Source organism: Pseudomonas sp. MYb2 (assembly GCF_002979955.1).
In the GTDB taxonomy this organism is placed as follows: Bacteria; Pseudomonadota; Gammaproteobacteria; order Pseudomonadales; family Pseudomonadaceae; genus Aquipseudomonas.
Genome location: NZ_PCQC01000002.1, coordinates 369,184 through 390,549, shown reverse-complemented (window position 1 = coordinate 390,549; position 21,366 = coordinate 369,184). Strand labels below are relative to the sequence as shown.

Annotated in this window: 18 protein-coding genes; 11 read left to right on the top strand and 7 right to left on the bottom strand. The window is 60.0% G+C overall.

Features of this window, described 5'->3' with window-relative positions; translation table 11 throughout:
• Positions 1–5: 5 nt before the first annotated feature.
• Together CQ009_RS04710 and CQ009_RS04705 are read left to right on the top strand one after the other, a co-directional pair.
• Positions 6–1,010 carry an iron ABC transporter permease gene (locus CQ009_RS04710; RefSeq protein WP_177330988.1) on the top strand — a complete coding sequence of 335 codons (1,005 nt, stop codon included), beginning with the start codon at positions 6–8 and terminating at the stop codon, positions 1,008–1,010.
• Positions 1,007–1,771, top strand: coding sequence for an ABC transporter ATP-binding protein (locus tag CQ009_RS04705; protein WP_105705025.1), 765 nt, complete (start codon positions 1,007–1,009; stop codon positions 1,769–1,771). Before CQ009_RS04710 ends, CQ009_RS04705 begins: the two co-directional genes overlap by 4 nt.
• On the opposite strand, the gene CQ009_RS04700 is transcribed toward CQ009_RS04705, so the two are convergent.
• Entirely contained in the window at positions 1,710–2,261 is a 552-nt protein-coding gene (locus CQ009_RS04700; protein ID WP_177430990.1) for a GNAT family N-acetyltransferase, read from the bottom strand. The two genes, CQ009_RS04705 and CQ009_RS04700, sit on opposite strands and share 62 nt — an antisense overlap.
• Positions 2,262–2,478: 217 nt before the next feature.
• The gene (gene metE / locus CQ009_RS04695; RefSeq protein ID WP_105705071.1) at positions 2,479–4,767 is read right to left on the bottom strand and encodes a 5-methyltetrahydropteroyltriglutamate--homocysteine S-methyltransferase; all 2,289 of its coding nucleotides are present in this window, start codon (positions 4,765–4,767) and stop codon (positions 2,479–2,481) included.
• 423 nt (positions 4,768–5,190) lie between these two features.
• Here metE and CQ009_RS04690 point away from each other — a divergent pair, with 423 nt between their 5' ends.
• The 4 genes from CQ009_RS04690 to yecR all read left to right on the top strand — a co-directional run bounded on the left by CQ009_RS04690 (position 5,191) and on the right by yecR (position 9,283).
• A complete protein-coding gene (locus CQ009_RS04690) occupies positions 5,191–6,567 on the top strand; it encodes a pyridoxal-phosphate dependent enzyme (protein ID WP_105705023.1) in 1,377 nt (458 codons plus the stop codon).
• Complete coding sequence (locus CQ009_RS04685; protein WP_105705022.1) at positions 6,564–7,736, top strand: cystathionine gamma-synthase; 1,173 nt, start codon at positions 6,564–6,566, stop codon at positions 7,734–7,736. The genes CQ009_RS04690 and CQ009_RS04685 overlap by 4 nt, the downstream gene beginning before the upstream one ends.
• A 553-nt stretch (positions 7,737–8,289) precedes the next feature.
• Positions 8,290–8,781 (top strand): phage infection protein, encoded by a 492-nt coding sequence (locus tag CQ009_RS04680; protein ID WP_371920150.1) that lies wholly within the window; start codon positions 8,290–8,292, stop codon positions 8,779–8,781.
• Between the two features lie 193 nt (positions 8,782–8,974).
• A complete protein-coding gene (gene yecR / locus CQ009_RS04675) occupies positions 8,975–9,283 on the top strand; it encodes a YecR family lipoprotein (RefSeq protein ID WP_007918065.1) in 309 nt (102 codons plus the stop codon).
• 102 nt (positions 9,284–9,385) lie between these two features.
• Here yecR and CQ009_RS04670 read toward each other — a convergent pair whose 3' ends face one another.
• Complete coding sequence (locus CQ009_RS04670; protein WP_105705021.1) at positions 9,386–11,008, bottom strand: hybrid sensor histidine kinase/response regulator; 1,623 nt, start codon at positions 11,006–11,008, stop codon at positions 9,386–9,388.
• Positions 11,009–11,123: 115 nt separating this feature from the next.
• Between CQ009_RS04670 and CQ009_RS04665 the strand changes: the two genes are divergently transcribed.
• Entirely contained in the window at positions 11,124–11,729 is a 606-nt protein-coding gene (locus CQ009_RS04665) for a response regulator transcription factor (RefSeq protein ID WP_105705020.1), read from the top strand.
• 103 nt (positions 11,730–11,832) lie between these two features.
• Here CQ009_RS04665 and CQ009_RS04660 read toward each other — a convergent pair whose 3' ends face one another.
• Positions 11,833–12,831 carry a bile acid:sodium symporter family protein gene (locus tag CQ009_RS04660; RefSeq protein WP_105705019.1) on the bottom strand — a complete coding sequence of 333 codons (999 nt, stop codon included), beginning with the start codon at positions 12,829–12,831 and terminating at the stop codon, positions 11,833–11,835.
• 84 nt (positions 12,832–12,915) lie between these two features.
• On the opposite strand from CQ009_RS04660, the gene CQ009_RS04655 reads away from it, so the two are divergent.
• Both CQ009_RS04655 and CQ009_RS04650 read left to right on the top strand, forming a co-directional pair.
• Entirely contained in the window at positions 12,916–13,704 is a 789-nt protein-coding gene (locus CQ009_RS04655) for a helix-turn-helix domain-containing protein (protein WP_064393003.1), read from the top strand.
• Between the two features lie 127 nt (positions 13,705–13,831).
• On the top strand, positions 13,832–15,535 hold the full coding sequence (locus tag CQ009_RS04650) for an amidase (RefSeq protein WP_105705018.1): 1,704 nt from the start codon (positions 13,832–13,834) through the stop codon (positions 15,533–15,535).
• Positions 15,536–15,582: 47 nt separating this feature from the next.
• On the opposite strand, the gene CQ009_RS04645 is transcribed toward CQ009_RS04650, so the two are convergent.
• Positions 15,583–16,524, bottom strand: a complete 942-nt coding sequence (locus CQ009_RS04645; protein ID WP_105705017.1) for a Dyp-type peroxidase — start codon at positions 16,522–16,524, stop codon at positions 15,583–15,585.
• 173 nt (positions 16,525–16,697) lie between these two features.
• Between CQ009_RS04645 and CQ009_RS04640 the strand changes: the two genes are divergently transcribed.
• Entirely contained in the window at positions 16,698–17,675 is a 978-nt protein-coding gene (locus tag CQ009_RS04640) for a TerC family protein (RefSeq protein ID WP_105705016.1), read from the top strand.
• A 103-nt stretch (positions 17,676–17,778) separates the two neighbouring features.
• Here the strand turns inward: CQ009_RS04640 and CQ009_RS04635 are convergent, their stop codons facing one another.
• Both CQ009_RS04635 and CQ009_RS04630 read right to left on the bottom strand, forming a co-directional pair.
• Positions 17,779–18,879, bottom strand: coding sequence for a polyamine ABC transporter substrate-binding protein (locus CQ009_RS04635; RefSeq protein WP_105705015.1), 1,101 nt, complete (start codon positions 18,877–18,879; stop codon positions 17,779–17,781).
• 251 nt (positions 18,880–19,130) lie between these two features.
• Positions 19,131–20,537, bottom strand: coding sequence for a cytosine permease (locus CQ009_RS04630; RefSeq protein WP_064393008.1), 1,407 nt, complete (start codon positions 20,535–20,537; stop codon positions 19,131–19,133).
• Positions 20,538–20,861: 324 nt separating this feature from the next.
• Here CQ009_RS04630 and CQ009_RS04625 point away from each other — a divergent pair, with 324 nt between their 5' ends.
• Positions 20,862–21,347, top strand: a complete 486-nt coding sequence (locus CQ009_RS04625; RefSeq protein ID WP_064393009.1) for a flavin reductase family protein — start codon at positions 20,862–20,864, stop codon at positions 21,345–21,347.
• Positions 21,348–21,366: the final 19 nt, after the last annotated feature.

The window sequence follows — 21,366 nt, the reverse complement described above, 5'->3', positions numbered from 1 at the left end:
CCAGCCTGATCCGCACGCTGCTGGCCCTGGCGACACTGTTGATGGCAGTGGTCGCTGGCGTGGCCATCGGTGAAACCTCGATTGAACCGGGCGTGGTCGTGCAAGTGCTGGCGAACAAATTGTGGGGCGCCGGGTACGCGCTGGATCCTATCGACGAAGGCATCGTCTGGAACTATCGCCTGACCCGCGCACTGGTCGCGGCCGCATGCGGTGCCGGACTGGCGACGTGCGGGGTGATTTTGCAGTCGCTGTTGCGCAACCCGCTGGCCGATCCCTATCTGCTGGGGATTTCTGCCGGCGCTTCGACCGGTGCGGTGATGGTGGCGTTACTCGGTGTTGGCGCCGGTATCATCTCCTTGTCAGTCGGTGCCTTCGCCGGTGCAGTCACGGCGTTCGTGCTGGTAATTGTGCTGGCGCGGGTCAGCGGCTCGGCCAGTGGCACCGGGCAGATCATTCTCGCAGGGATCGCCGGCTCGCAGCTGTTCAATGCGCTGACGGCGTTTCTGATTACCCGCTCGGCCAGTTCCGAACAGGCGCGCGGCATCATGTTCTGGCTGCTGGGTAATCTTGGCGGGGTGCGCTGGCCATCGGTGTGGCTGGCAGTGCCGGTGGCCGTGGCGGGATTGGTCGTGTGTCTGTGGCATCGGCGGGCGCTGGATGCGTTTACCTTTGGCGCCGATTCCGCTGCGTCCCTGGGAATACCGGTGCGGCGCGTACAGATTTTGCTGATTGGTTGTGCGGCGCTGGTGACGGCGGTGATGGTGTCGATTGTCGGTTCGATCGGTTTTGTCGGGTTGGTAATTCCCCACGCCGCGCGGCTGTTGCTCGGCACCGGGCATGCTCGGCTGTTGCCGGCCAGTGCGTTGGGTGGCGCGGTGTTTCTGATTGCCGCTGACGTGTTGTCACGCACCTTGATCAAGGGTCAGGTGATTCCCGTCGGGGTGATTACCGCACTGGTCGGGGCGCCGGTGTTTGCCCTGATTCTGGTGGGTCGGAGATCGGCGCGATGAGCAGTGTTCTGAGTTGCGCCGGGTTGACCTTCAAGGTACGCGGCGCCGAGTTGCTCAACGGTGTCAGCCTTGAGGTTCAGCGCGGCGAAACCCTGGGCATCGTCGGACCGAATGGCTCGGGCAAATCCACCCTGTTGAAGTTGCTGGCCGGGCTACGTGAACCGAGCGCTGGCGAGGTCCTGCTCGAAGGTCAGCGCCTGGGCATAATGGCCCGGCGCAGCATTGCGCAAAAGCTTGCGGTGGTCGAACAACAGGCCGACACCGATGACGGCATCCGCGTCTTCGATGCGGTGGCGCTGGGACGCACCCCTTGGTTGTCGGCGCTGCAACCGTGGTCGCAGGTGGACGACGCCATCGTTGAGCAGGCGTTGACTGACGTTGACGCGATGCACCTGCGCACCCGTCTCTGGCGCAGTCTGTCCGGCGGCGAGCGACAACGGGTACACATCGCTCGGGCACTGGCGCAGCGACCGCAAATCCTGTTGCTGGACGAACCGGCCAACCACCTCGACATTCAGCATCAATTGACCATTCTCAACGTGGTGCAGGCGTTGCCGGTGACCACGCTGATCGCTCTGCACGATCTTAATCAGGCGTTGAAATGCGATCGTCTGGCGGTGCTGGAGCGCGGGCGACTGGTGGCGTTGGGCGAACCGTTGGCGGTGCTGACACCGCAGCGCTTAAAGGAGACGTTCGGGGTTAGGGCGCACTATTTGACGGACCCGTTTGATGGGGCGCAGATTCTTCGATTCCACTCATGACGGCGTGCATGTGCGTGGTCTGCCAGACCGGGTCAGCGTCGACGTCAATAATCTCGAAACCCTGCCGTTGCCAAAACGCGATGGCCCCCGGCAGAAACGGATGGGTGTGCAGGTAGATCACCTCAACTCCGTCGGCGAGTGCCAGTTCCTTGAGTGATCGATACAGCGCGCCGGCCAGCCCTGAGCGGCGCTGCGATGGCAAGACAAACAGACGGACGATTTCCACCACTTTAACGTCCGGATAGAGCAAGTGCGGGAAGCGCCGGTCATAGGCGAGATAGCCGATGGAGGCAACGATCTGCCCTTCGTGGCGAGCGATCAGAAAGCGCCCTGCCCCACGCAGATAAACCTCGGTGAACCGCGCCAGATCATCAGGCATGCCGGTCTCGCTGAGCTTGGGGAAAAGCTCGGCGCGGGCCTTTAGTACAAAATCAAGAACTTCAGGAATGTCGGCGTCAGACACTGCCTGGATAACGGGTTGATCACTCATGTAGCGGCAAACACCTGGATTGCGGCTGGGCACAGTAGCAACAGCCTCCCGGCGATGCCATGAGAATTCCCGTTTCTGAGAATACATACACACCCCCTGTAGGAGTGAGCCTGCTCGCGATAGCGGTGTGTCAGTCACCGATGATTTGACTGACACACCGCTATCGCGAGCAGGCTCACTCCTACAAGGGGTTGTGTGCATTCAGGTGATTCAGGTGTTACGCCAGCTCTTTACGCAACTGCCGGGCGGCGGTGACCATGTGCACCAGCGCCGCTTCGGTCTCCGGCCAGCCACGGGTTTTCAAACCGCAATCCGGGTTGACCCACAGCCGCTCGGCAGGAATCCGCTTTGCCGCCTTGCGCAGCAGATTAGCCATTTCCGAAGCGTCCGGAATGCGTGGTGAGTGAATGTCATAGACGCCCGGGCCAATTTCGTTCGGGTAAGCGAAGGCTTCGAACGCATCCAGCAATTCCATGTCCGAGCGCGAGGTTTCAATGGTGATCACGTCGGCATCCATTGCCGCAATCGACTCGATCACATCGTTGAATTCGCTGTAGCACATGTGCGTATGGATCTGGGTTTCGTCACGCACACCCGAGGCGCACAGACGGAACACTTCGGTCGCCCAGTCCAGATAATGCTGCCACTGCGCCTGACGCAACGGCAGGCCTTCACGGAATGCCGCTTCGTCGATCTGCACGATCTTGATGCCGGCGGCTTCCAGATCGACCACTTCGTCACGGATTGCCAGCGCCAGTTGCTGAGCCTGTACCTCACGGCTGACGTCTTCACGCGGGAACGACCACATCAGCATGGTCACCGGGCCGGTCAGCATGCCTTTCATGACCTTGTCAGTCAGACCCTGGGCGTAGCGGATCCACTCGACCGTCATGGCTTTCGGACGACTGAGGTCGCCGAAAATCACCGCCGGTTTCACGCAGCGCGAACCGTAACTTTGTACCCAGCCGAAACGGGTGAACGCATAGCCGTCCAGTTGTTCGGCGAAATATTCGACCATGTCGTTGCGTTCGGCTTCACCGTGCACCAGCACATCGAGGCCCAGACGCTCCTGGATTTCCACCGCATGGCGAATTTCGCTGTGCATGGCTTCGGTGTATTCGGCCAGGGTCAGCTTGCCTTGCTTGAACGATTGGCGCGCCAGGCGGATCGAGCCGGTTTGCGGGAACGAACCGATGGTCGTGGTCGGGAACAGCGGCAGATCCAGGCCAGCGCGCTGCTTGGCAATGCGCTTGGCAAACAGTGATTGACGCTGGCTGTCCTTGGCGGTGATTGCCGCCACCCGAGCCTGAACGGCAGGCTTGTGAATACGTGGCGACGCCGCGCGGGCGGCCTGCACCGAACGGCTCTCGGTCAGTGCACGCAGGACTTGCGGCGCTTCGGGCTGGTTGACAGCCTGAGCCAGCACAGCGACTTCTTCGCACTTCTGTACGGCAAAGGCCAGCCAGCTTTTCAGCTCGGCATCGAGTTTGTCCTCACGACCGAGATCCACCGGGCTGTGCAATAGCGAACAGGACGGCGCAACCCACAGGCGATCACCCAGACGCTCATGTGCGTGCTGCAAAGTCGCCAAGGCACTTTCCAGATCGCAGCGCCAGACGTTACGGCCATTGACCACGCCCAGGGACAACACTTTATAAGCCGGCAAGCGATCAAGAATGGTCGGGTATTGCTCCGGTGCGCGCACCAGATCAATGTGCAAACCGTCGACCGGCAGGTTGGCGGCCAGGCCAAGGTTTTCTTCCAGGCCACCGAAGTAAGTCGCCAGCAGCTTCTTCAGCGGGTCACGCTGGATCTGGTTGTAGGCACGCTCGAAAGCGTTCTTCCATTCTTGCGGCAGGTCGAGCACCAGAATCGGCTCGTCGATCTGCACCCACTCCACGCCTTGAGCGGCGAGACGCGCGAAAATCTGCCCGTACAGCGGCAGCAGGCGATCAAGCAGTTCCAGCTTGTCGAACTCGGCGCCCTTGGCCTTGCCCAGCCACAAATAAGTCAGCGGGCCGATGATCACCGGTTTGACGTTGTGACCCAGTGCGCGCGCTTCTTCAACTTCTTCGAACAACTGCTCCCAGCCCAATTGGAACTGTTGATCCGCGCTGAATTCAGGGACCAGGTAGTGATAGTTGGTGTCGAACCACTTGGTCATTTCCTGAGCGTGGGCACCGCCGCAGCAACTGTCGCTGACGCCTCGGGCCATGCCGAACAGGGTGTGCAGGTTGGTTTTGCCGTCGTGCGGACGGAAGCGCTCAGGGATCACACCGAACATCAGCGAGTGGGTCAGCACCTGGTCGTACCAAGCGAAATCGCCAACCGGCAGCAACTCGATGCCGGCGTTTTTCTGCAAGTCCCAATGGGCCTTGCGCAGTTCGCGACCCACTTCACGCAGGCCGGCCTCGTTCAGTTCTCCTTTCCAGAACGCCTCTTGCGCTTTCTTCAGTTCGCGGTCGCGACCGATGCGCGGAAATCCAAGGGAATGGGCCAGTGCCATAACAAACAACTCCAATGTCTTGTTGATGGTGGCCATTGTCGGCATCGGTCGTTAGTGAGACAAACTCAATTTAATCTTGATCAACACAAGTTTCCCTCATGATCAATTGATCGCAGCCAGACGCCTGAAAGCACTCCAGAGCTGAGCGAGCGCCCGACGGCTGAACAGTTTTTGCGGCAGGAAATTTCTCGGCAATTCAAGCTGTTCGTCGCCATGAAGACGCCCTTTGAAAACTCGATGACGCCTCCGTATAAACGCAACCGAAAGCACCCCGGCAGGTCTTTGATTTCGATCTATCGTTAGATCGAAATGGCTGAATTGGCGACCGACTAAAGGTTGCGACAGCCGATGTCTGAGCCTATGTTGCACGCGAGTCTTTTCCCCGCGAACGGAACGCGATCAACACCACAAAGAGGTGAAGAAATGTCAAAGGAATCACGCCCTGCCGTACTTGGGCTGATCGGCAATACTCCACTGGTTCAAGTCACCCGCTTCGACACCGGGCCTTGCACGCTGTTTCTCAAACTCGAGTCGCAGAACCCCGGTGGTTCGATCAAGGACCGCATCGGTCTGGCCATGATCGACGCCGCTGAGCGCGATGGTCGCCTGCAACCAGGCGGCACGATTGTCGAAGCCACCGCCGGCAACACCGGCCTGGGTCTGGCACTGGTTGGCCGCGCCAAAGGCTACCGCGTGGTGCTGGTGGTACCGGACAAAATGTCTACCGAGAAAGTCCTGCACTTGAAGGCCATGGGCGCCGAAGTGCACATCACCCGTTCCGATGTCGGCAAGGGCCATCCCGAGTATTACCAGGACGTCGCCGCCCGTTTGGCGAAAGACATTCCCGGCGCATTCTTCGCCGATCAGTTCAATAACCCGGCCAACCCGCTGGCCCACGAGTGCAGCACCGCGCCGGAGATCTGGGCGCAGACCGAACATGATCTGGACGCCATCGTCGTCGGTGTCGGTTCGGCGGGCACGCTGACGGGCCTGAGCCGTTTCTTCAAACGTGTGCAACCGGATCTGGAAATGGTCCTGGCCGACCCGGTCGGTTCGGTGATGGCGCAATACAGTCGCGACGGCTCCCTGCCGACGCCCGGCTCATGGGCGGTGGAAGGCATCGGTGAAGATTTCATTCCGTCGATCACTGACCTCTCCAGCGTGCGCCACGCCTACTCCATCAGCGATGAGGAAAGCTTCGATCACGCCCGCCAGTTGCTCAAGGCTGAAGGCATTCTCGGTGGCTCGTCGACCGGCACCCTGCTCGCTGCGGCGTTGCGTTATTGCCGCGAACAGACCGAGCCGAAACGTGTGGTGAGTTTTGTCTGCGACACCGGCACGCGCTATCTGTCGAAGGTCTACAACGATCAGTGGATGACCGATCAAGGCCTGCTGCAGCGCAAGGGCTACGGCGATTTGCGCGACCTGATCGCCCGGCGTTTCGAGGACGGCCGCGTGATCAGCGTCGGCCCCGACGACACCCTGCTGACCGCGTTCCAGCGCATGCGTCTGGCGGATGTTTCGCAATTGCCGGTGCTGGTCGAAGGCAAGCAACTGGTCGGCGTGATTGACGAATCCGACATCCTGTTGCCGGTACACGAAGATGCGGCCCGCTTCAGCCAATCGGTGTCCAGCGTGATGACCGACAAGCTGCAGACCCTCGCGCCCGGCGCCAGCCTCGCTGAACTGGAATCGGTGCTCAGCCGTGGCCTCGTCGCCATCATCGCCGATGCATCGGGCTTCCATGGCCTGATCACCCGCACCGACATGCTCAACCAATTACGGAGATCCCTCGCATGAGTCAGCACGACGATAAATCCCAAGGCTTCGCGACCCGGGTGATCCATGCCGGGCAGGCGCCGGATCCGACCACCGGCGCGCTGATGCCGCCGATCTACGCCAACTCCACCTACCTGCAAGACAGCCCCGGCGTGCACAAGGGTTTCGACTACGGGCGCTCGCACAACCCGACGCGTTTTGCCTTGGAGCGCTGTGTTGCGGATCTTGAAGGCGGCACCCAGGCGTTTGCCTTTGCTTCCGGGCTGGCAACGATTTCCACGGTGCTCGAACTGATCGATGCCGGTTCGCACGTCATCTCCGGCAATGACTTGTACGGCGGCACGTTCCGCCTGTTCGACAAGGTCCGTCAGCGCAGTGCCGGACACCGTTTCAGCTACGTCGATCTGACTGACCTGGCGGCGTTCGAAGCGGCGCTGCAGGACGACACACGCCTGGTGATTGTCGAGTCACCGACCAACCCACTGCTGAGCCTGTCGGACCTCGCCGCTATCGCCCGTATCTGCCGTGCACGCGGGATCATCAGCGTGGCCGACAACACCTTTGCCAGCCCGTATATCCAGCGGCCGCTGGAGTTGGGTTTCGACATCGTGCTGCACTCGACCACCAAGTATTTGAACGGCCACTCCGATGTGATCGGTGGTATCGCCGTGGTCGGCCAGAACCAAGAACTGGCCGAGAAGCTGGGCTTCTTGCAGAACGCGGTCGGTGCGATTACCGGGCCGTTCGATGCGTTCCTGACCTTGCGCGGGGTGAAAACCCTGGCGTTGCGCATGGAGCGTCATTGCAGCAACGCACTGGAACTGGCGCAGTGGCTGGAGCAGCAGCCGCAGGTCAAACGCGTCTACTATCCGGGGCTGGCCTCGCATCCACAGCATGAGTTGGCCAAGCGCCAGATGCGTGGTTTCGGCGGGATGATCTCGGTGGACCTGAACAGTGATCTGGCGGGCGCGCGGCGCTTCCTTGAGAACGTGAAGATCTTCGCCTTGGCGGAAAGTCTCGGCGGCGTGGAGAGCCTGATCGAGCATCCGGCGATCATGACCCACGCGACCATTCCGGCTGATACCCGGGCGAAACTGGGGATTGGCGATGGTCTGGTGCGTCTGTCGGTGGGCGTTGAAGACGTCGAAGATCTGCGCGCCGATCTGGCGCAGGCGCTGCAATCGATCTGACCTTGCAGGAACGACAAAGCCCGCACGAAGCGGGCTTTGGTGTTCGAGTAGGCGGCCAGTGCTGGTCTCTGGCTTACAAGGTTTATCGGGCTTCCCACAGTACCGGGCCAAATTGAAAAGGTACGGCCTCGGCTGCTTCACACGGCATAAGGGCTGGATCTCAGCGCGGAGATCTTTCTAACCGTGTACCTTTCGGAGCGCGCCCCACGCCCCCTTGCTATCCGATTGCGCATCAGTCTGCGTCTTCGCCTACATCTTTGAGATTAGCAAAGGCTCGCCGGCTTGTTTCTCTGTTTTTAGACTGAATTCAACTTTGCCCGTCGGGTGAAGGAAAAGAAACACCTAACGCCCGTCGATCCCCCCGCCCTACCGCGTCCAGACGGCGATCTATACTGGATCAGTTCGATACTGATTACGTCGACACCCGTGCGCCTGACGGTGCGCCCGTGCCTTCCGCCAACCAGACTGACCCGAGCCGATGAGTCGACGCGCAAGCGCCTGTGCGGCGCACGAAGCGTTTTCGCCGAGCGGCTGCCGGGACGTGGAGAAAATCATGAAATACAGGTTTTTGTCAGGCGTGGTAATTGCTGTCACGGCCGCTGTAGTGATGCCCGGTGCCTGGGCGGGACAGCCGCAGGCAGTGGCTTCGGATGGTGCGGATCATGTTGGCGCTCCAGCCGTAGCCTCTGACGGTTCCGACCATGTTGGTGCGGGGGCAGTAGCTTCCGATGGCGCCGATCATGTCGGGGCCGGTGCAGTGGCTTCCGACGGTGCCGATCATGTCGGGGCCGGTGCAGTGGCTTCCGATGGTGCCGATCATGTCGGGGCCGGTGCAGTGGCTTCCGATGGCGCCGATCATGTCGGGGCCGGTGCATTGGCTTCCGATGGCGCCGATCATGTCGGTGCTGGCGCTCTTGCTTCAGATGGCGCCGATCGTACCGGCGTCAACCGGTTTGCCTATTCTCGTGTCGGCGTTGGCTCTGATCGCGTCGCCTCCGCGTTGATGACGGGCAGCTATTCCGACCAGTTCAACAGTCCCCAGTAATCTTCCCGCGGCCCAACGGGCGGCTCCAGCGAGCCGTCTGTTGCGCTCCGCACTAGCACATTTGTGCTAATCGACCGCCCTGTCGCCTGGCGTTATATTCCCCCGCAACCCCCGATGTTCCCCAACGTTGCCTGTGTGCAGCGTGCGGGATCGTTGTGCCTGGAAATCAGAACAACACCAAGGAAGAAACACCATGAAAACCCTGATCGCAACACTCACCCTCAGCGCCCTGTTCCTCACTGGCTGCGCAACGCCGAAACAATGGGAAGCCACCGGCGGCAGCAAAAACGATGGCGTCGTCCAGGTTTCCTATGAACTGGGCCAGTTCGAAAGCGGCCAGACCAGCGCCGAACAAGGCCTGACCGTTGCCGCGCAACGCTGCAAGACCTGGGGCTACAAAAATGCCGAGGTCACCGGCTCGGAGAAAAACATCTGCCGCACCATGGGGCAATACAACTGCCTGCAGACCACCATCACCCAGGATTACCTGTGCAAACGCTGAGCACGCATTAACTTGTAGGAGCTGTCGAGTGCAACGAGGCTGCGATCTTTTGATCCTCATCCTGAAAATGAAGATCAAAAAGATCGCAGCGTGCCGCAGCTCCTACAGGGGTTGGATTTGCGGTCGGCGATCGCGCAGGGCTCGTAGGGTCGCGCGCAGTTCGGCCGGGCGCACCGGTTTGGACAGGATGGCGATGTCGCGGTCGTGCAGTGCCGCCTGGATTTTTTCGACGTCATGCCCGGTGATGATCATCGCCGGCACCGCCCAACCGCGCTGCCTGCGTACGTCGTCGATACATTCGATGCCGGTGGCATGAGTGCCGAGGTCATAGTCGGCGACGATGATGTCGCAGTCGGTGACCAGATCCTGAGCCGTCAACTCGGCCTGAACCACACAGCCCCAACGCTCCAGCAACGCTGAAGTCGCCAGTAGCACGTTACGATCATCCTCCACCAGACACACCTTCAACCCGGTCAGCAGACCGACCTGACGTGCTTCATCACGATTGACCGTTACCCGCGGCGGCACAGTGATTGGCAAGCCGTACAAAGTCACCGCCGTTCCCCGCCCGAGCCGCGAGCGCAGGGCAACGTTCACACCGATCAACTCACCCAAACGCTTGACGATCGACAGCCCCAACCCCACGCCTTCGACGTCTTTGTCGCGCACTTGGCGCACCCGATAAAACTCTTCGAACACCTTGGCCAGATGTTCTTCGGCGATACCGTTGCCGCGGTCATAAATCACGATGGCCAGCCCCGCTCCGCGCCGGCGCACGCCGATCAGCACCGGCCGATGCGCGCCATATTTGAAACAGTTGGAAAGCACGTTCTGCACCATGGTCGCGAGCAACGCCGGATCGGTTTGCACCCAATACTCACAGGGGCGCAAACGCAACTCCACTCCAGCCCAACGCGCTGCTTCAGCGTTCTGGCGAATCAGTTCCGCCAACCATTGCCCTAAATTGAAAGCCTGCAGTTTGGGCAACACCCGACCGTTATCGAGGGTGTACAGGTCAAGGATCGAACGAAACAACTGCGAGACGTTGAGCAGCGAACGGTCAATATTGTCGACCAGACGCCGCTCCTCCTCACCCAATCGCGACTCACGCAGACACGCGGTAAACAGACCGATGGAATGAATCGGCTGGCGCAGATCATGACTGGCCTGGGCGAGAAACCGCGACTTTTCCAGATTCGCCGCGACGGCTTCTTCGGAGGCTTTACGTGTGCGCTCCAGCAGCAGATGCGCATAGAACGGGATCACCGTGCTGGTGATCATCAGCATCAACACCATGAACGGCTGCGCCTGCCATACCGGGGTCAGGCGATAAACACACAGCAATGCCAGCAAGGCCAATGCCGTGGCAATCGCCAGATAGCGCGAGCCATAGCGCATGCCATTGCCGAGGTTGACCCAGATGATCACCGCATACAGCGGCAATGCCGCCTCGCCACCGACCACCAGACCAAAGCAGGTGCCGGTGTAATCGTGAACCATGGCGAAAATCCGCCGTGCCGGGTAATGCCCCGGCCAGCGTGCAATCGCCTGACGCAAACCGATCGAGGCCAGCAGAAATACAGTGATGTAGGTGACCACCGGCAGATAAGTATCGAAGCGCTGGCCCGGCAAAAAACCCAGTGCCAGCATATAAACCACGGCGATACCGGCGATGATGATGCGCAGGTTGGCCTGGTCGAGTTCGGTGTTTTTCTCGAACTTCATGGTTAAACGTCCTTGTGCGGCAATCGTCAGAATCAGCAGGAACCTACAGGCAACCCTTGCGCTCGGTGCTAATGTGCAGGCCTTGAGCAACGCCTGACCCAGGGAGGGTCACGCCATGACATGCCGAATTATCATAGCCGACGATCACCCGTTGTTTCGCGAGGCGATGCTGCGCACGGTGCAGCGTTTGCTGCCCGCAGCCGTTATCGACGAAGCCGGTGATCTCGACGCGGTGCTGGCCCTGCTGCCTCTGGGGGAGGAGCCGGACACCTTGATTCTCGACCTGCGGTTCCCCGGCCTTAAGTGTGTCAGCCAGCTCGGCGAACTGCGTCGGCGCCTGCCGCGCACCACGTTGATCGTGGTGTCGATGGTCGATGATGAGTCGTTGATCAGCGAAGTCATGGCCGTCGGGATCGACGGTTTCATCGGCAAGAACATTGCCCCCGATGAAATCGGCCAAGCGATTCTGGCGATTCGTGAAGGTGAAGTACTGGTGAAATTTGCGCCGTCGGGCCTGCTGCCTCTGGAAACCGGCGCCGCTCTCACGCCTCGTCAACAGGACGTGTTGCGCTTGATTGCCCAAGGCAAGACCAACAAGGAAATCGCCCGCGAACTGGATATCTCACCGTTCACGGTGCGCATTCATGTGTCTTCCTTGCTGCGCACGCTGAACGTGCCCTCACGGGCCGCAGCGGCGGTGAAATACACGGGCACTTTGTAGGAGCTGCCGAAGGCTCGGGCCGCGTTCGGACGATCTTTTGATCTTGTCTTTAAAACAACGTCAAAAGATCGCAGCCTTCGGCAGCTCCTACAACACCATCATGTTATGGGTCGACTTGCGCCATCAGCTCGGGCACCGATTCTGGGCGCTTGGCGTAGCGCTGCGCCAGCACCGCACAGACCATCAACTGAATCTGATGGAACAGCATCAGCGGCAGGATCAGCACGCCGATGGTGCTGCCGGCAAACAACACCTGCGCCATCGGCACACCGGTGGCCAGGCTCTTTTTCGAGCCGCAGAACAGAATGGTGATGCGGTCTTCCTGGCTGAAGCCGAACGCCTTGCCGAGCATCGTCGACGCCAGCAGCACCAGCGCCAAAAGAATGCAGCAGACCACCACCAGCCCCAACAACTCGACCAGCGGAATCTGATGCCAGATACCTTCGTTGACCGCCTCGCTGAACGCACCGTACACCACCAGCAGAATCGAACCCTGGTCGACGAACTTCAGCCAGTTCTTGTTGCGCCCGACCCACGCGCCGATCCAGCGGCGGGCGATCTGCCCGGCAATGAATGGCAGGAGCAATTGCACGCTGATCTTCAGGATCGCATCCAGCGTCGAACCACCGTCACCGTGCACATCAAGCAGCAGTGTCACCAGCAACGGCGTGAGGAAAATCCCGAACAGGCTCGAGGCCGCCGCACTGCAAATTGCTGCCGGAATGTTACCTCGCGCCAACGAAGTGAAGGCAATCGCCGATTGTACCGTGGCCGGCAATGCGCAGAGGTAAAGCATGCCCATGTACAGTTTGTCGCCGATCAACGGCGACAGCAGCGGCTTGAGCGCCAGACCCAGAATCGGGAACAGCACGAAGGTCAGGCCGAACACCAGCAAATGCAGTCGCCAGTGACCGGCGCCGGCGATGATCGATTCGCGGGACAGCTTGGCGCCGTGCAGGAAAAACAGCAGCGCGATGGCGATGTTGGTCAGCCAGCCGAAGCCGACCGCGACCTGACCGCTGGCCGGCAGGAAACTGGCGAGCAGTACGACGGCGATCAATGTCAGGGTGAAGTTGTCGGGGAGGAATCGTGGGCGCGTCATGGTTTACTCATCCGGGGGTTGCCAGTACGTGACAGCGACTCTAACGTGACTGCAAATTACCGACTAACGCCGAAGATCCTCCAGATGCCGCCAAAAGGACACGACAAAAGCGTCAGACGCAGTATTCCCGGACTTCCCAGCTTGCCGCGTCCGCTGTACGGACGCACCGAATCGCTGCCAAATCGTGCGCTGACCCGCCGCCACAGTCACCCGTGGGTGCAATTGTCCTACGCGATCCAGGGCGTACTCGAAGTGCAGACCAGCGCCGGGCGCTTCGTCGCGCCACCCGAGCGCGCAGTGTGGATTCCCGCAGGTGTGCCGCATCGGGTGTTCAGTTCGCCGCACACCGAGATGCGCAGCCTGTACATCGATTGCAGCGTCGCCGGTTGGGCGATCGAGCGTTGCCATGTGCTGGGCGTCAGCGATTTGCTCAGGGAGCTGATCCGCGCCTTCAGTCAGGTGCCGGTGGAATATGACCAGAGCGGTGCGCACGGGCGACTCGCGCAGGTGATCCTCGACCAGTTGGCCGAAGCACCGCAGATCGACCTGATGCTGCCGCTGCCACAAGACGCCCGCCTGAAGCAGATCTATCAGAGCCTGGAGCAACATCCGGAACAGCAGACCACGCTCAGCCACTGGAGCGAAAAATTCGGCGTCACCGAGAAAACCCTCACCCGTCTGTTTCTGCGCGACACCGGCCTGACCTTTCGTGCCTGGCGTCAACGCTTGCGCCTGCTCGGTGCGCTGACACCCTTGGAGCGTGGCGAGCGCGTCACCGACGTGGCGTTGGCGTGCGGATATGACTCGACTTCGGCATTCATTTCAGCCTTCCGTCAGCAGTTTGGAGAGACACCGGGGGAATTTTTCCGCTGAATAACCCGATAATTATCGAACTTGCACATGCCTTTGCTCAACGTTCAGGGTAGAGTTACACCCATCGAAAATCTTTCGCACGTTCCACAATAAAAAACCTTTTTGAGAACCTGACGGCGGTAATGACATGATCGAAGTCACTGAAGTTTCCATTGCCCAATTGCGCGCTGCGCTGGTCTCCGGCCAGACCACTTCGGTCGAGTTGGTGCAGGCTTATCTGGCGCGAATCGATGCCTACGACGGTGCTGACACCGCCACCGCGCTCAACGCCGTGGTGGTGCGCAACCCCGATGCGCTGCAAGAAGCGCAGGCTGCCGACGAGCGCCGCGCCAAGGGCGAAACCCTCGGCCCGCTCGACGGCATTCCGTACACCGCCAAGGACAGCTACTTGGTCAAAGGCCTGACGGCAGCGTCCGGAAGCCCGGCATTTGTCGATCTTGTCGCCCATCGCGATGCGTTCACCATCGAACGTCTGCGCGCGGCCGGAGCGATCTGCCTGGGCAAGACCAACATGCCGCCGATGGCCAATGGCGGCATGCAGCGCGGTGTCTATGGCCGCGCCGAAAGTCCGTATAACGCTGATTACCTGACGGCGCCATTCGCCTCCGGCTCGTCCAACGGTGCCGGCACCGCCACAGCGGCCAGTTTCGCCGCGTTCGGTCTGGCTGAAGAAACCTGGTCGAGCGGGCGCGGCCCGGCGTCGAACAACGGTTTGTGCGCCTACACGCCGTCGCGCGGGGTGATTTCGGTGCGCGGCAACTGGCCGCTGACCCCAACCATGGACGTCGTCGTGCCGTACGCGCGCACCATGGCCGACTTGCTCGAAGTGCTCGACGTCGTGGTCGCCGAAGACACCGACACCCGTGGTGATCTTTGGCGCCTGCAGCCGTGGGTGCCGATCCCGAGCGTGATGTCCGTGCGCCCTGCTGCCTATGCCGAACTGGCGGTTAAGGCCGACGCACTGGCGGGCAAACGTCTGGGCGTGCCGAAGATGTACATCAACGCCGACCCTGAGGCCGGCACCAGCGCAGAACCCGGCATTGGCGGCCCGACCGGGCAACGCATCAACACCCGCGAGTCGATGATCGACCTGTGGAAACAGGCGCGCGCTGCGCTGGAAGCGGCCGGTGCCGAAGTCATTGAAGTCGATTTTCCGCTGGTGTCCAACTGCGAAGGCGACCGCCCGAGCGCGCCGACCGTGTTCAATCGCGGCATCGTCTCCAAAGAGTTTTTGCACCACGAATTGTGGGATCTGTCGGCTTGGGCTTTTGACGACTTCCTGCGCGCCAACGGCGACCCGAAGCTCAATCGTCTGGTCGATGTCGATGGGCCGAAAATCTTCCCCCACGACCCGGGCACTCTGCCTAACCGCGAAGGCGATCTGGCGGCCGGCATGGACGAATACGTGCGCATGGCCGAGCGTGGCATCACACCGTGGGATCAGATTTCAACGTTGCCGGACGGTCTGCGCGGTCTGGAAAAGACCCGCAAGCTCGATCTTGAAGACTGGATGGATGCGCTGAAACTCGACGCGGTGCTGTTCCCGACGGTGGCCGACGTCGGCCCGGCGGATGCCGATGTCAATCCGCAATCAGCGGACATCGCCTGGAGCAACGGGGTCTGGGTCGCCAACGGCAACCTCGCGATTCGCCACCTTGGCGTGCCAACGGTAACGGTGCCAATGGGCGTCATGGCCGACATCGGCATGCCGGCCGGTTTGACCTTTGCCGGTCGCGCCTACGACGACTCGACACTGCTGCGTCTGGCCTCGGCGTTTGAATCGACGGGCTCCAAACGTCTGGTGCCGCCGCGCACGCCGCCGCTGTCCTGAAACAAAACGGGGTCGGGACTTTTCAGTCCCGACCCCGTTTGCCGTTATTAATCCGCTAACGCATCAAGCAAATCGGCCGACGGCACGAAATACAGGCCACCGGTGACGGCGGTGCTGAAATCCAGCAACTTGTCGTAATTGCCCGGCGGTTTGCCGACGAACATGTTTTCCAGCATCTGCTCCATCGGTTCGGGCGAACGCGCATAACCGATGAAGAACGTGCCGAACTCCCCCGCTCCTGGCCGGCCGAATGGCATGTTGTCGCGCAGGATCTTCACTTCCTCGCCCGCAGCGTTAGTGATCGTGGTCAGCGCACTGTGGGAATTGCTCGGTTTGACGTCTTCCCCCAATTCGATATCCGACAGTTTCGTGCGACCGATCACTCGCTCCTGGGCCTCGACACTCAAGCTGTTCCACGCCGTCATGTTGTGCAGATATTTCTGCACCAGCACGTAACTGCCGCCGCTGAAGTCCGCATCCTCATCGCCGACGATGGTGAAGTTCAGCGCTTTGCGCCCGACCGGATTCTCCGTGCCGTCGACAAAACCGATGATGCTGCGCATGTCGAAATAGCGGAAACCCTGAACCTCGTCGACCACGGTCACCGCATCGCCGAGCACGGCCATGATCTGGGTGGCCAGCTCAAAACACAGGTCCATTTGATCGGCGCGGATGTGCAGCAACAGGTCACCCGGCGTGGCCGGTGCCTGCCGCCCTTCTACGCCGAACTCACGAAACGCGTGCAATGACGCCGGCCGCGGGCTGCCGAACAAACGATTCCAGGCATTCGACGAAAACCCGCAGACGCACGTCAGGTTGCCCGCCGGTACGCGCTTGCCGACCGATCGCACCAGCCCGGCAACATCACCGCACCAGTCCTTCACTGTCTGCACGGCGTCGGCGCCTGCATTGAGCGTGGCGACAATGAAAATCGCGCTGCTGGTGATCGGACTGCCGACGGCTTGAGGTTCCAAAGGGTCATTGCTCATCGCTGAAATTGCCGCTCTGTAAGAGATGGACGAGAAAGGTTGGGGACACTGCCGTAGCCCGACACTTCGTTTTTTACGAACTGTTAAGCAGAAATAAACGAGTTTTCTTTGCCGCAACGTCGTCGCTAGCATCACCCCGTCTGACTCTAAACCAATAAGACAGGGAGCGTGCCATGCCAGCCACGAACATCAATATCGGCGAACCGTGGATGTGGGGCGCCTTCATCGTTTTCGTTCTCGCCATGCTGGCATTGGACCTGTTTGTCTTCGGCGGGCGCAAGGCACATCGGGTGTCCGTGCGCGAAGCCTTGTCCTGGGTCATTGCCTGGTGCCTGCTCGCCCTGAGTTTCGCCGGTTTGCTCTGGTGGTATCTGCACGGCGAGTTCGGCGGCGAGATCGCCCGGCAGAAAACCCTCGAATTCCTCACCGGCTATTTGATCGAGCAGTCGCTGTCGATCGACAACATGTTCGTCTTCGTCATGATCTTCAGCTACTTCGCCGTGCCCCCCGAGTTGCAACGTCGCGTGCTGCTGTACGGTGTGCTCGGGGCGATCGTGATGCGCGCGGTGATGATCTTCGCTGGTGTGTGGCTGGTGTCGCAGTTCGAATGGTTGCTGTACGCCTTCGGGGTGTTCCTGATCATCACCGGGATCAAGATGCTGGTGTTTGCCGAGCAGCAACCTGATCTCGACAACAATCCGTTGCTGCGCTGGGTACGCGGGCATCTGCGCATTACCAGCGGCTTCCATGGCGAACGATTCTTCGTCCTGCAGAACGGCGTACGCTGGGCAACGCCGATGTTTCTGGTGCTGGTGCTGATCGAAGCCAGCGACCTGATGTTCGCGGTCGACAGCATCCCGGCAATCTTCGCCGTCACCACCGATCCGTTCATCGTGTTCACCTCGAACATCTTCGCGATCATGGGATTGCGTGCACTGTACTTCCTGCTGGCGGACATGGCTGACCGCTTTCATTTGCTCAAGTATGGACTGGCGATTGTGCTGGTATTTATCGGCGGCAAGATGGTGCTGATGCCATGGGTGCATATGCCGGTGGAGTGGTCGCTGGCGGTGGTGGGTGCGGTGATTTTCGGGTCGGTGCTGCTGAGCCTGGTCACCACCCGAAAACAAAACCAAACCGAACCCCTGTAGGAGCTGCCGCAGGCTGCGATCTTTTGACTTTGATGATTAAAAACAAGATCAAAAGATCGCAGCCTGCGGCAGCTCCTACCGGGGAACTTCGTCTGGACGGAGATTATTTATCAGATTTGATGTTGGTCCACACACGAGTACGTACGCGTTCGATTTTCTGCGGCAATGGCTGGACGACGTAGAGGTTTTTCAGAGCTTCGGGGGTCGGTGTCAGGTTCGGGTTGCCAGTGATTTCCTTGTTGATCAGCGGCATCGAATCCTTGTTCGCATTCGGGTAACCGAGGAAGTCGCTGATCGGTGCAATCACTTTCGGATCGAGCAAGGTGTTGAGGAATTCGTGGGCTTCTTCGACGTTCTTCGCGCTCTTCGGAATCGCGAAGGTGTCGAACCAGATCGGCGCGCCTTCCTTCGGCAAGCGCCAGTCGACCACCACGCCATTGTTCGCCTCTTTGGCACGGTTGCCGAACTGATAGAAACTGCCCGAGTAACCGATGGCCACGCAAATGTCGCCGTTGGCGATGTCGGTCATGTATTTGGCCGAGTTGAAATAGGTGACGTAGGGCCGAACCTTGAGCATCAGCTCTTTGGCTTTTTCATAGTCGGCGGGGTTTTGGCTGTTCGGGTCGAGGCCGAGGTAATGCAGAGCCAACGGCAGAATTTCGGTCGGCGAATCAAGCATCGCTACACCGCAGGATTTGAGCTTTTCCATGTTCTCGGGTTTGAACACCAGATCCCAACTGTCCACCGGCGCGTTGTCACCCAATGCTGCCTTGACCTTGGCCGGGTTGAAGCCGATCAGCACCGTGCCGACCATGTAAGGCACGCCGTACTGGTTGCCCGGATCGTTCTTGCCGAGCAGTTTCAACAACTCGGGATCCTGGTGGCTCCAGTTCGGCAGTTTCGACTTGTCGAGTTTCTGGAACACGCCAGCCTTGATCTGCGTTTCGAGGAACTGGTTCGACGGCACGACGAGGTCGTAACCGGAGTTGCCGGTGAGCAGTTTGGCTTCCAGGGATTCGTTGGTGTCGAAGGTGTCCCAGGTCACTTTGATGCCGCTTTTTGCCGCGAAATCCTTGGGCACGGAGGGCAGGATGTAATCCGCCCAGTTGTACACCCGCAGTTCGCGCTGCTCGGCCTGGACGGCGCAGGCCAACAGCGTCAGCCCACACACGGTGGCACCCAGAATGCGTTTCATCGTGACCATGGTTGTTTCCCCAAAATGCGGCGTGAGTTCGATGGTTTTTATGTTCTGTACACGGCAGCGGCTTGAAAGGTAGCCAAGGGCAAAAACAGTCCAGCGTTTAATTATGGTTTTGATTCTTGCTGACAGCGTAGTTGGTTCACAGTGGTTGATCGGCCAAAAGGGGATCGATATGGCCAATATGAATGACCGCCCGGATACTGAAAAAACAATGCCCGGCACTTGGCCGGGCATTGTTGTTTACGTTGAATGCGTCAATCGGTGTAACCCAGTTTCGCTGCCCTGCTCTGCTGAGTCTGGCCGCGCGTCGCCAGGCAGTAATACAGCGGAACAGTGACCACCAGACCGACCAGCCATGACAGATCGGCGCCGTCGACCAGGTTGGCGTAAGGCCCGACGTACAGCGAGGTGTTGGCGAACGGCAGTTGCACGATGATGCCGATGAAATAGGCGATGATCGCGTGCAGATTGAAACGCCCGTAAATGCCGCCATCGGCGCGGAAGATCGAAGTGATGTCGTAGCAGCCGCGCTTGATCAGGTAGAAGTCGATCAGGTTGATCGACGCCCACGGCACCAGCACCAGCAGCAGCGCCAGAATCAGGCCGATGAACTCGGAAATGAAATCCGCCGAAGCCCCGAGCGCCACCACACAGCAGCCCGCCAGCACCCCACTCGACAGCACCACGCGCACCTTGATGCTCGGCGTCCATTGGCTGGCGAAAGTCTGGATCGAGGTGATGATCGACAACACCGCGCCGTACAGATTCAGCGCGTTGTGGCTGATGATGTTGAGCAGGAACAACACCATCAGAATCGGCCCCAGCCAACCGGTGGACTGCTTGACCGCGACCATCGCTTCAGTGCCTTGCGGCGTCGCCAGCACAGCCACCGCGCCGAAGGTGAACGACAGAATGGTGCCGAGCGTCGCGCCCAGATAGGTTGCCCAGAACGGCTTGGCAATGCCGATGTCGGCTGGCAGGTAACGCGAATAGTCAGAGACGTACGGCGAGAAGCTGATCTGCCAGATGATCCCCAGCGACACGGTCGCCAGCCAGCCGGACAGGTTGAAGCTGCCGCGAGTGAAGAAGTCCGCAGGCAAGTCATGGGCGAAGATGTAGATGAAACCGGCCAGCAACGCGCTGCCCATCACCCAGGTACCGATGCGGTTCAGCGTATGAATGAAGTTGTAGCCGATCACACCGATGGCCGTGGCCGCCAACGCACCGATCAGAATGCTCAGCGGCGCCGGCACCGAGGGCGCGATGCCGACGATGGATTTGCCGGCAAGGACAATGTTGGAAATGAAGAACCCGATGTAGATGATCGCCGCGAAAAACACGATCAGCAGCGCACCATAACGGCCGAACTGGCCGCGACTCTGGACCATCTGCGGAATGCCCATGCGCGGGCCCTGGGCCGACGCCAGCGCAATCACCACGCCGCCGATCATGTGCCCCAGCGCAATCGCCAGCAGCCCCCAGAACAAATCGAGATGGAACACCTGAACCACCATGGCGCCGGTGACGATGGGCAGTGGCGCAATGTTGGTGCTGAACCAAAGGGTGAACAGGTCGCGGGCCTTCCCGTGGCGTTCCGCGAGTGGGACATAGTCGACCGTATGGTTCTCGATCAACGGATCTTGCCGGGACATCTGGGACATATGCATGAACTCGAGTTTGTCTGTTCTTATCGTTGTATGAAGCCAAACCGGGGGGACTCTATGGCCGCCCCTCAGATGCCAACCATATTATGGTATTCCAAACTTTGCACAAGACTGATCCGCTGATTTGCACGCGATCTGCACTGCTATCCTCGCTGATACTGCCTGCCTCTGGCTAGATAAAAGCCCCGTAAACATTGGCTTTCCGACGAAAGCAGCACGCTTATCGGTTCACCTGAAAATCCCTTGCAAAGAATGTATTACGGTATACCATCAGACCTACAAACACATAAAAACCGTGTCAAAACACCCGAGGACCACCCAATGATCGATGCTGCCATCTACAAACAAGTCATGGGCTCGTTCCCGTCCGGCGTCACTGTCATCACCACGCTGGACGACGACGGCCAGATCGTCGGCCTGACGGCCAGCGCCTTCAGTTCGCTGTCGATGGACCCGGCACTGGTGCTGTTCTGCCCCAACTACAGCTCCGATTCCTACCCGGTTTTGATCAAGAACAAACGCTTCGCCATTCACGTGCTGTCCGGTGGGCAGCAGAGCGAGGCCTACGCCTTCGCGCGTAAAGGCAAGGACAAGGCGCAGGGTATCGAGTGGACGCTGAGCGAACTGGGCAACCCGATCCTGGCCAATGCGACGGCCGTGATCGAGTGCGAGTTGTGGCGCGAATATGAAGGGGGCGACCACGCGATCATGGTTGGTGCGGTGAAGAATCTGATCGTGCCGGAACAAGTGTCCGCACCGCTGGTGTATTGCCACGGGAAGATGGGTGCGTTGCCTGCGGTGGCTTGATCCAGAACGCCAGATCAAC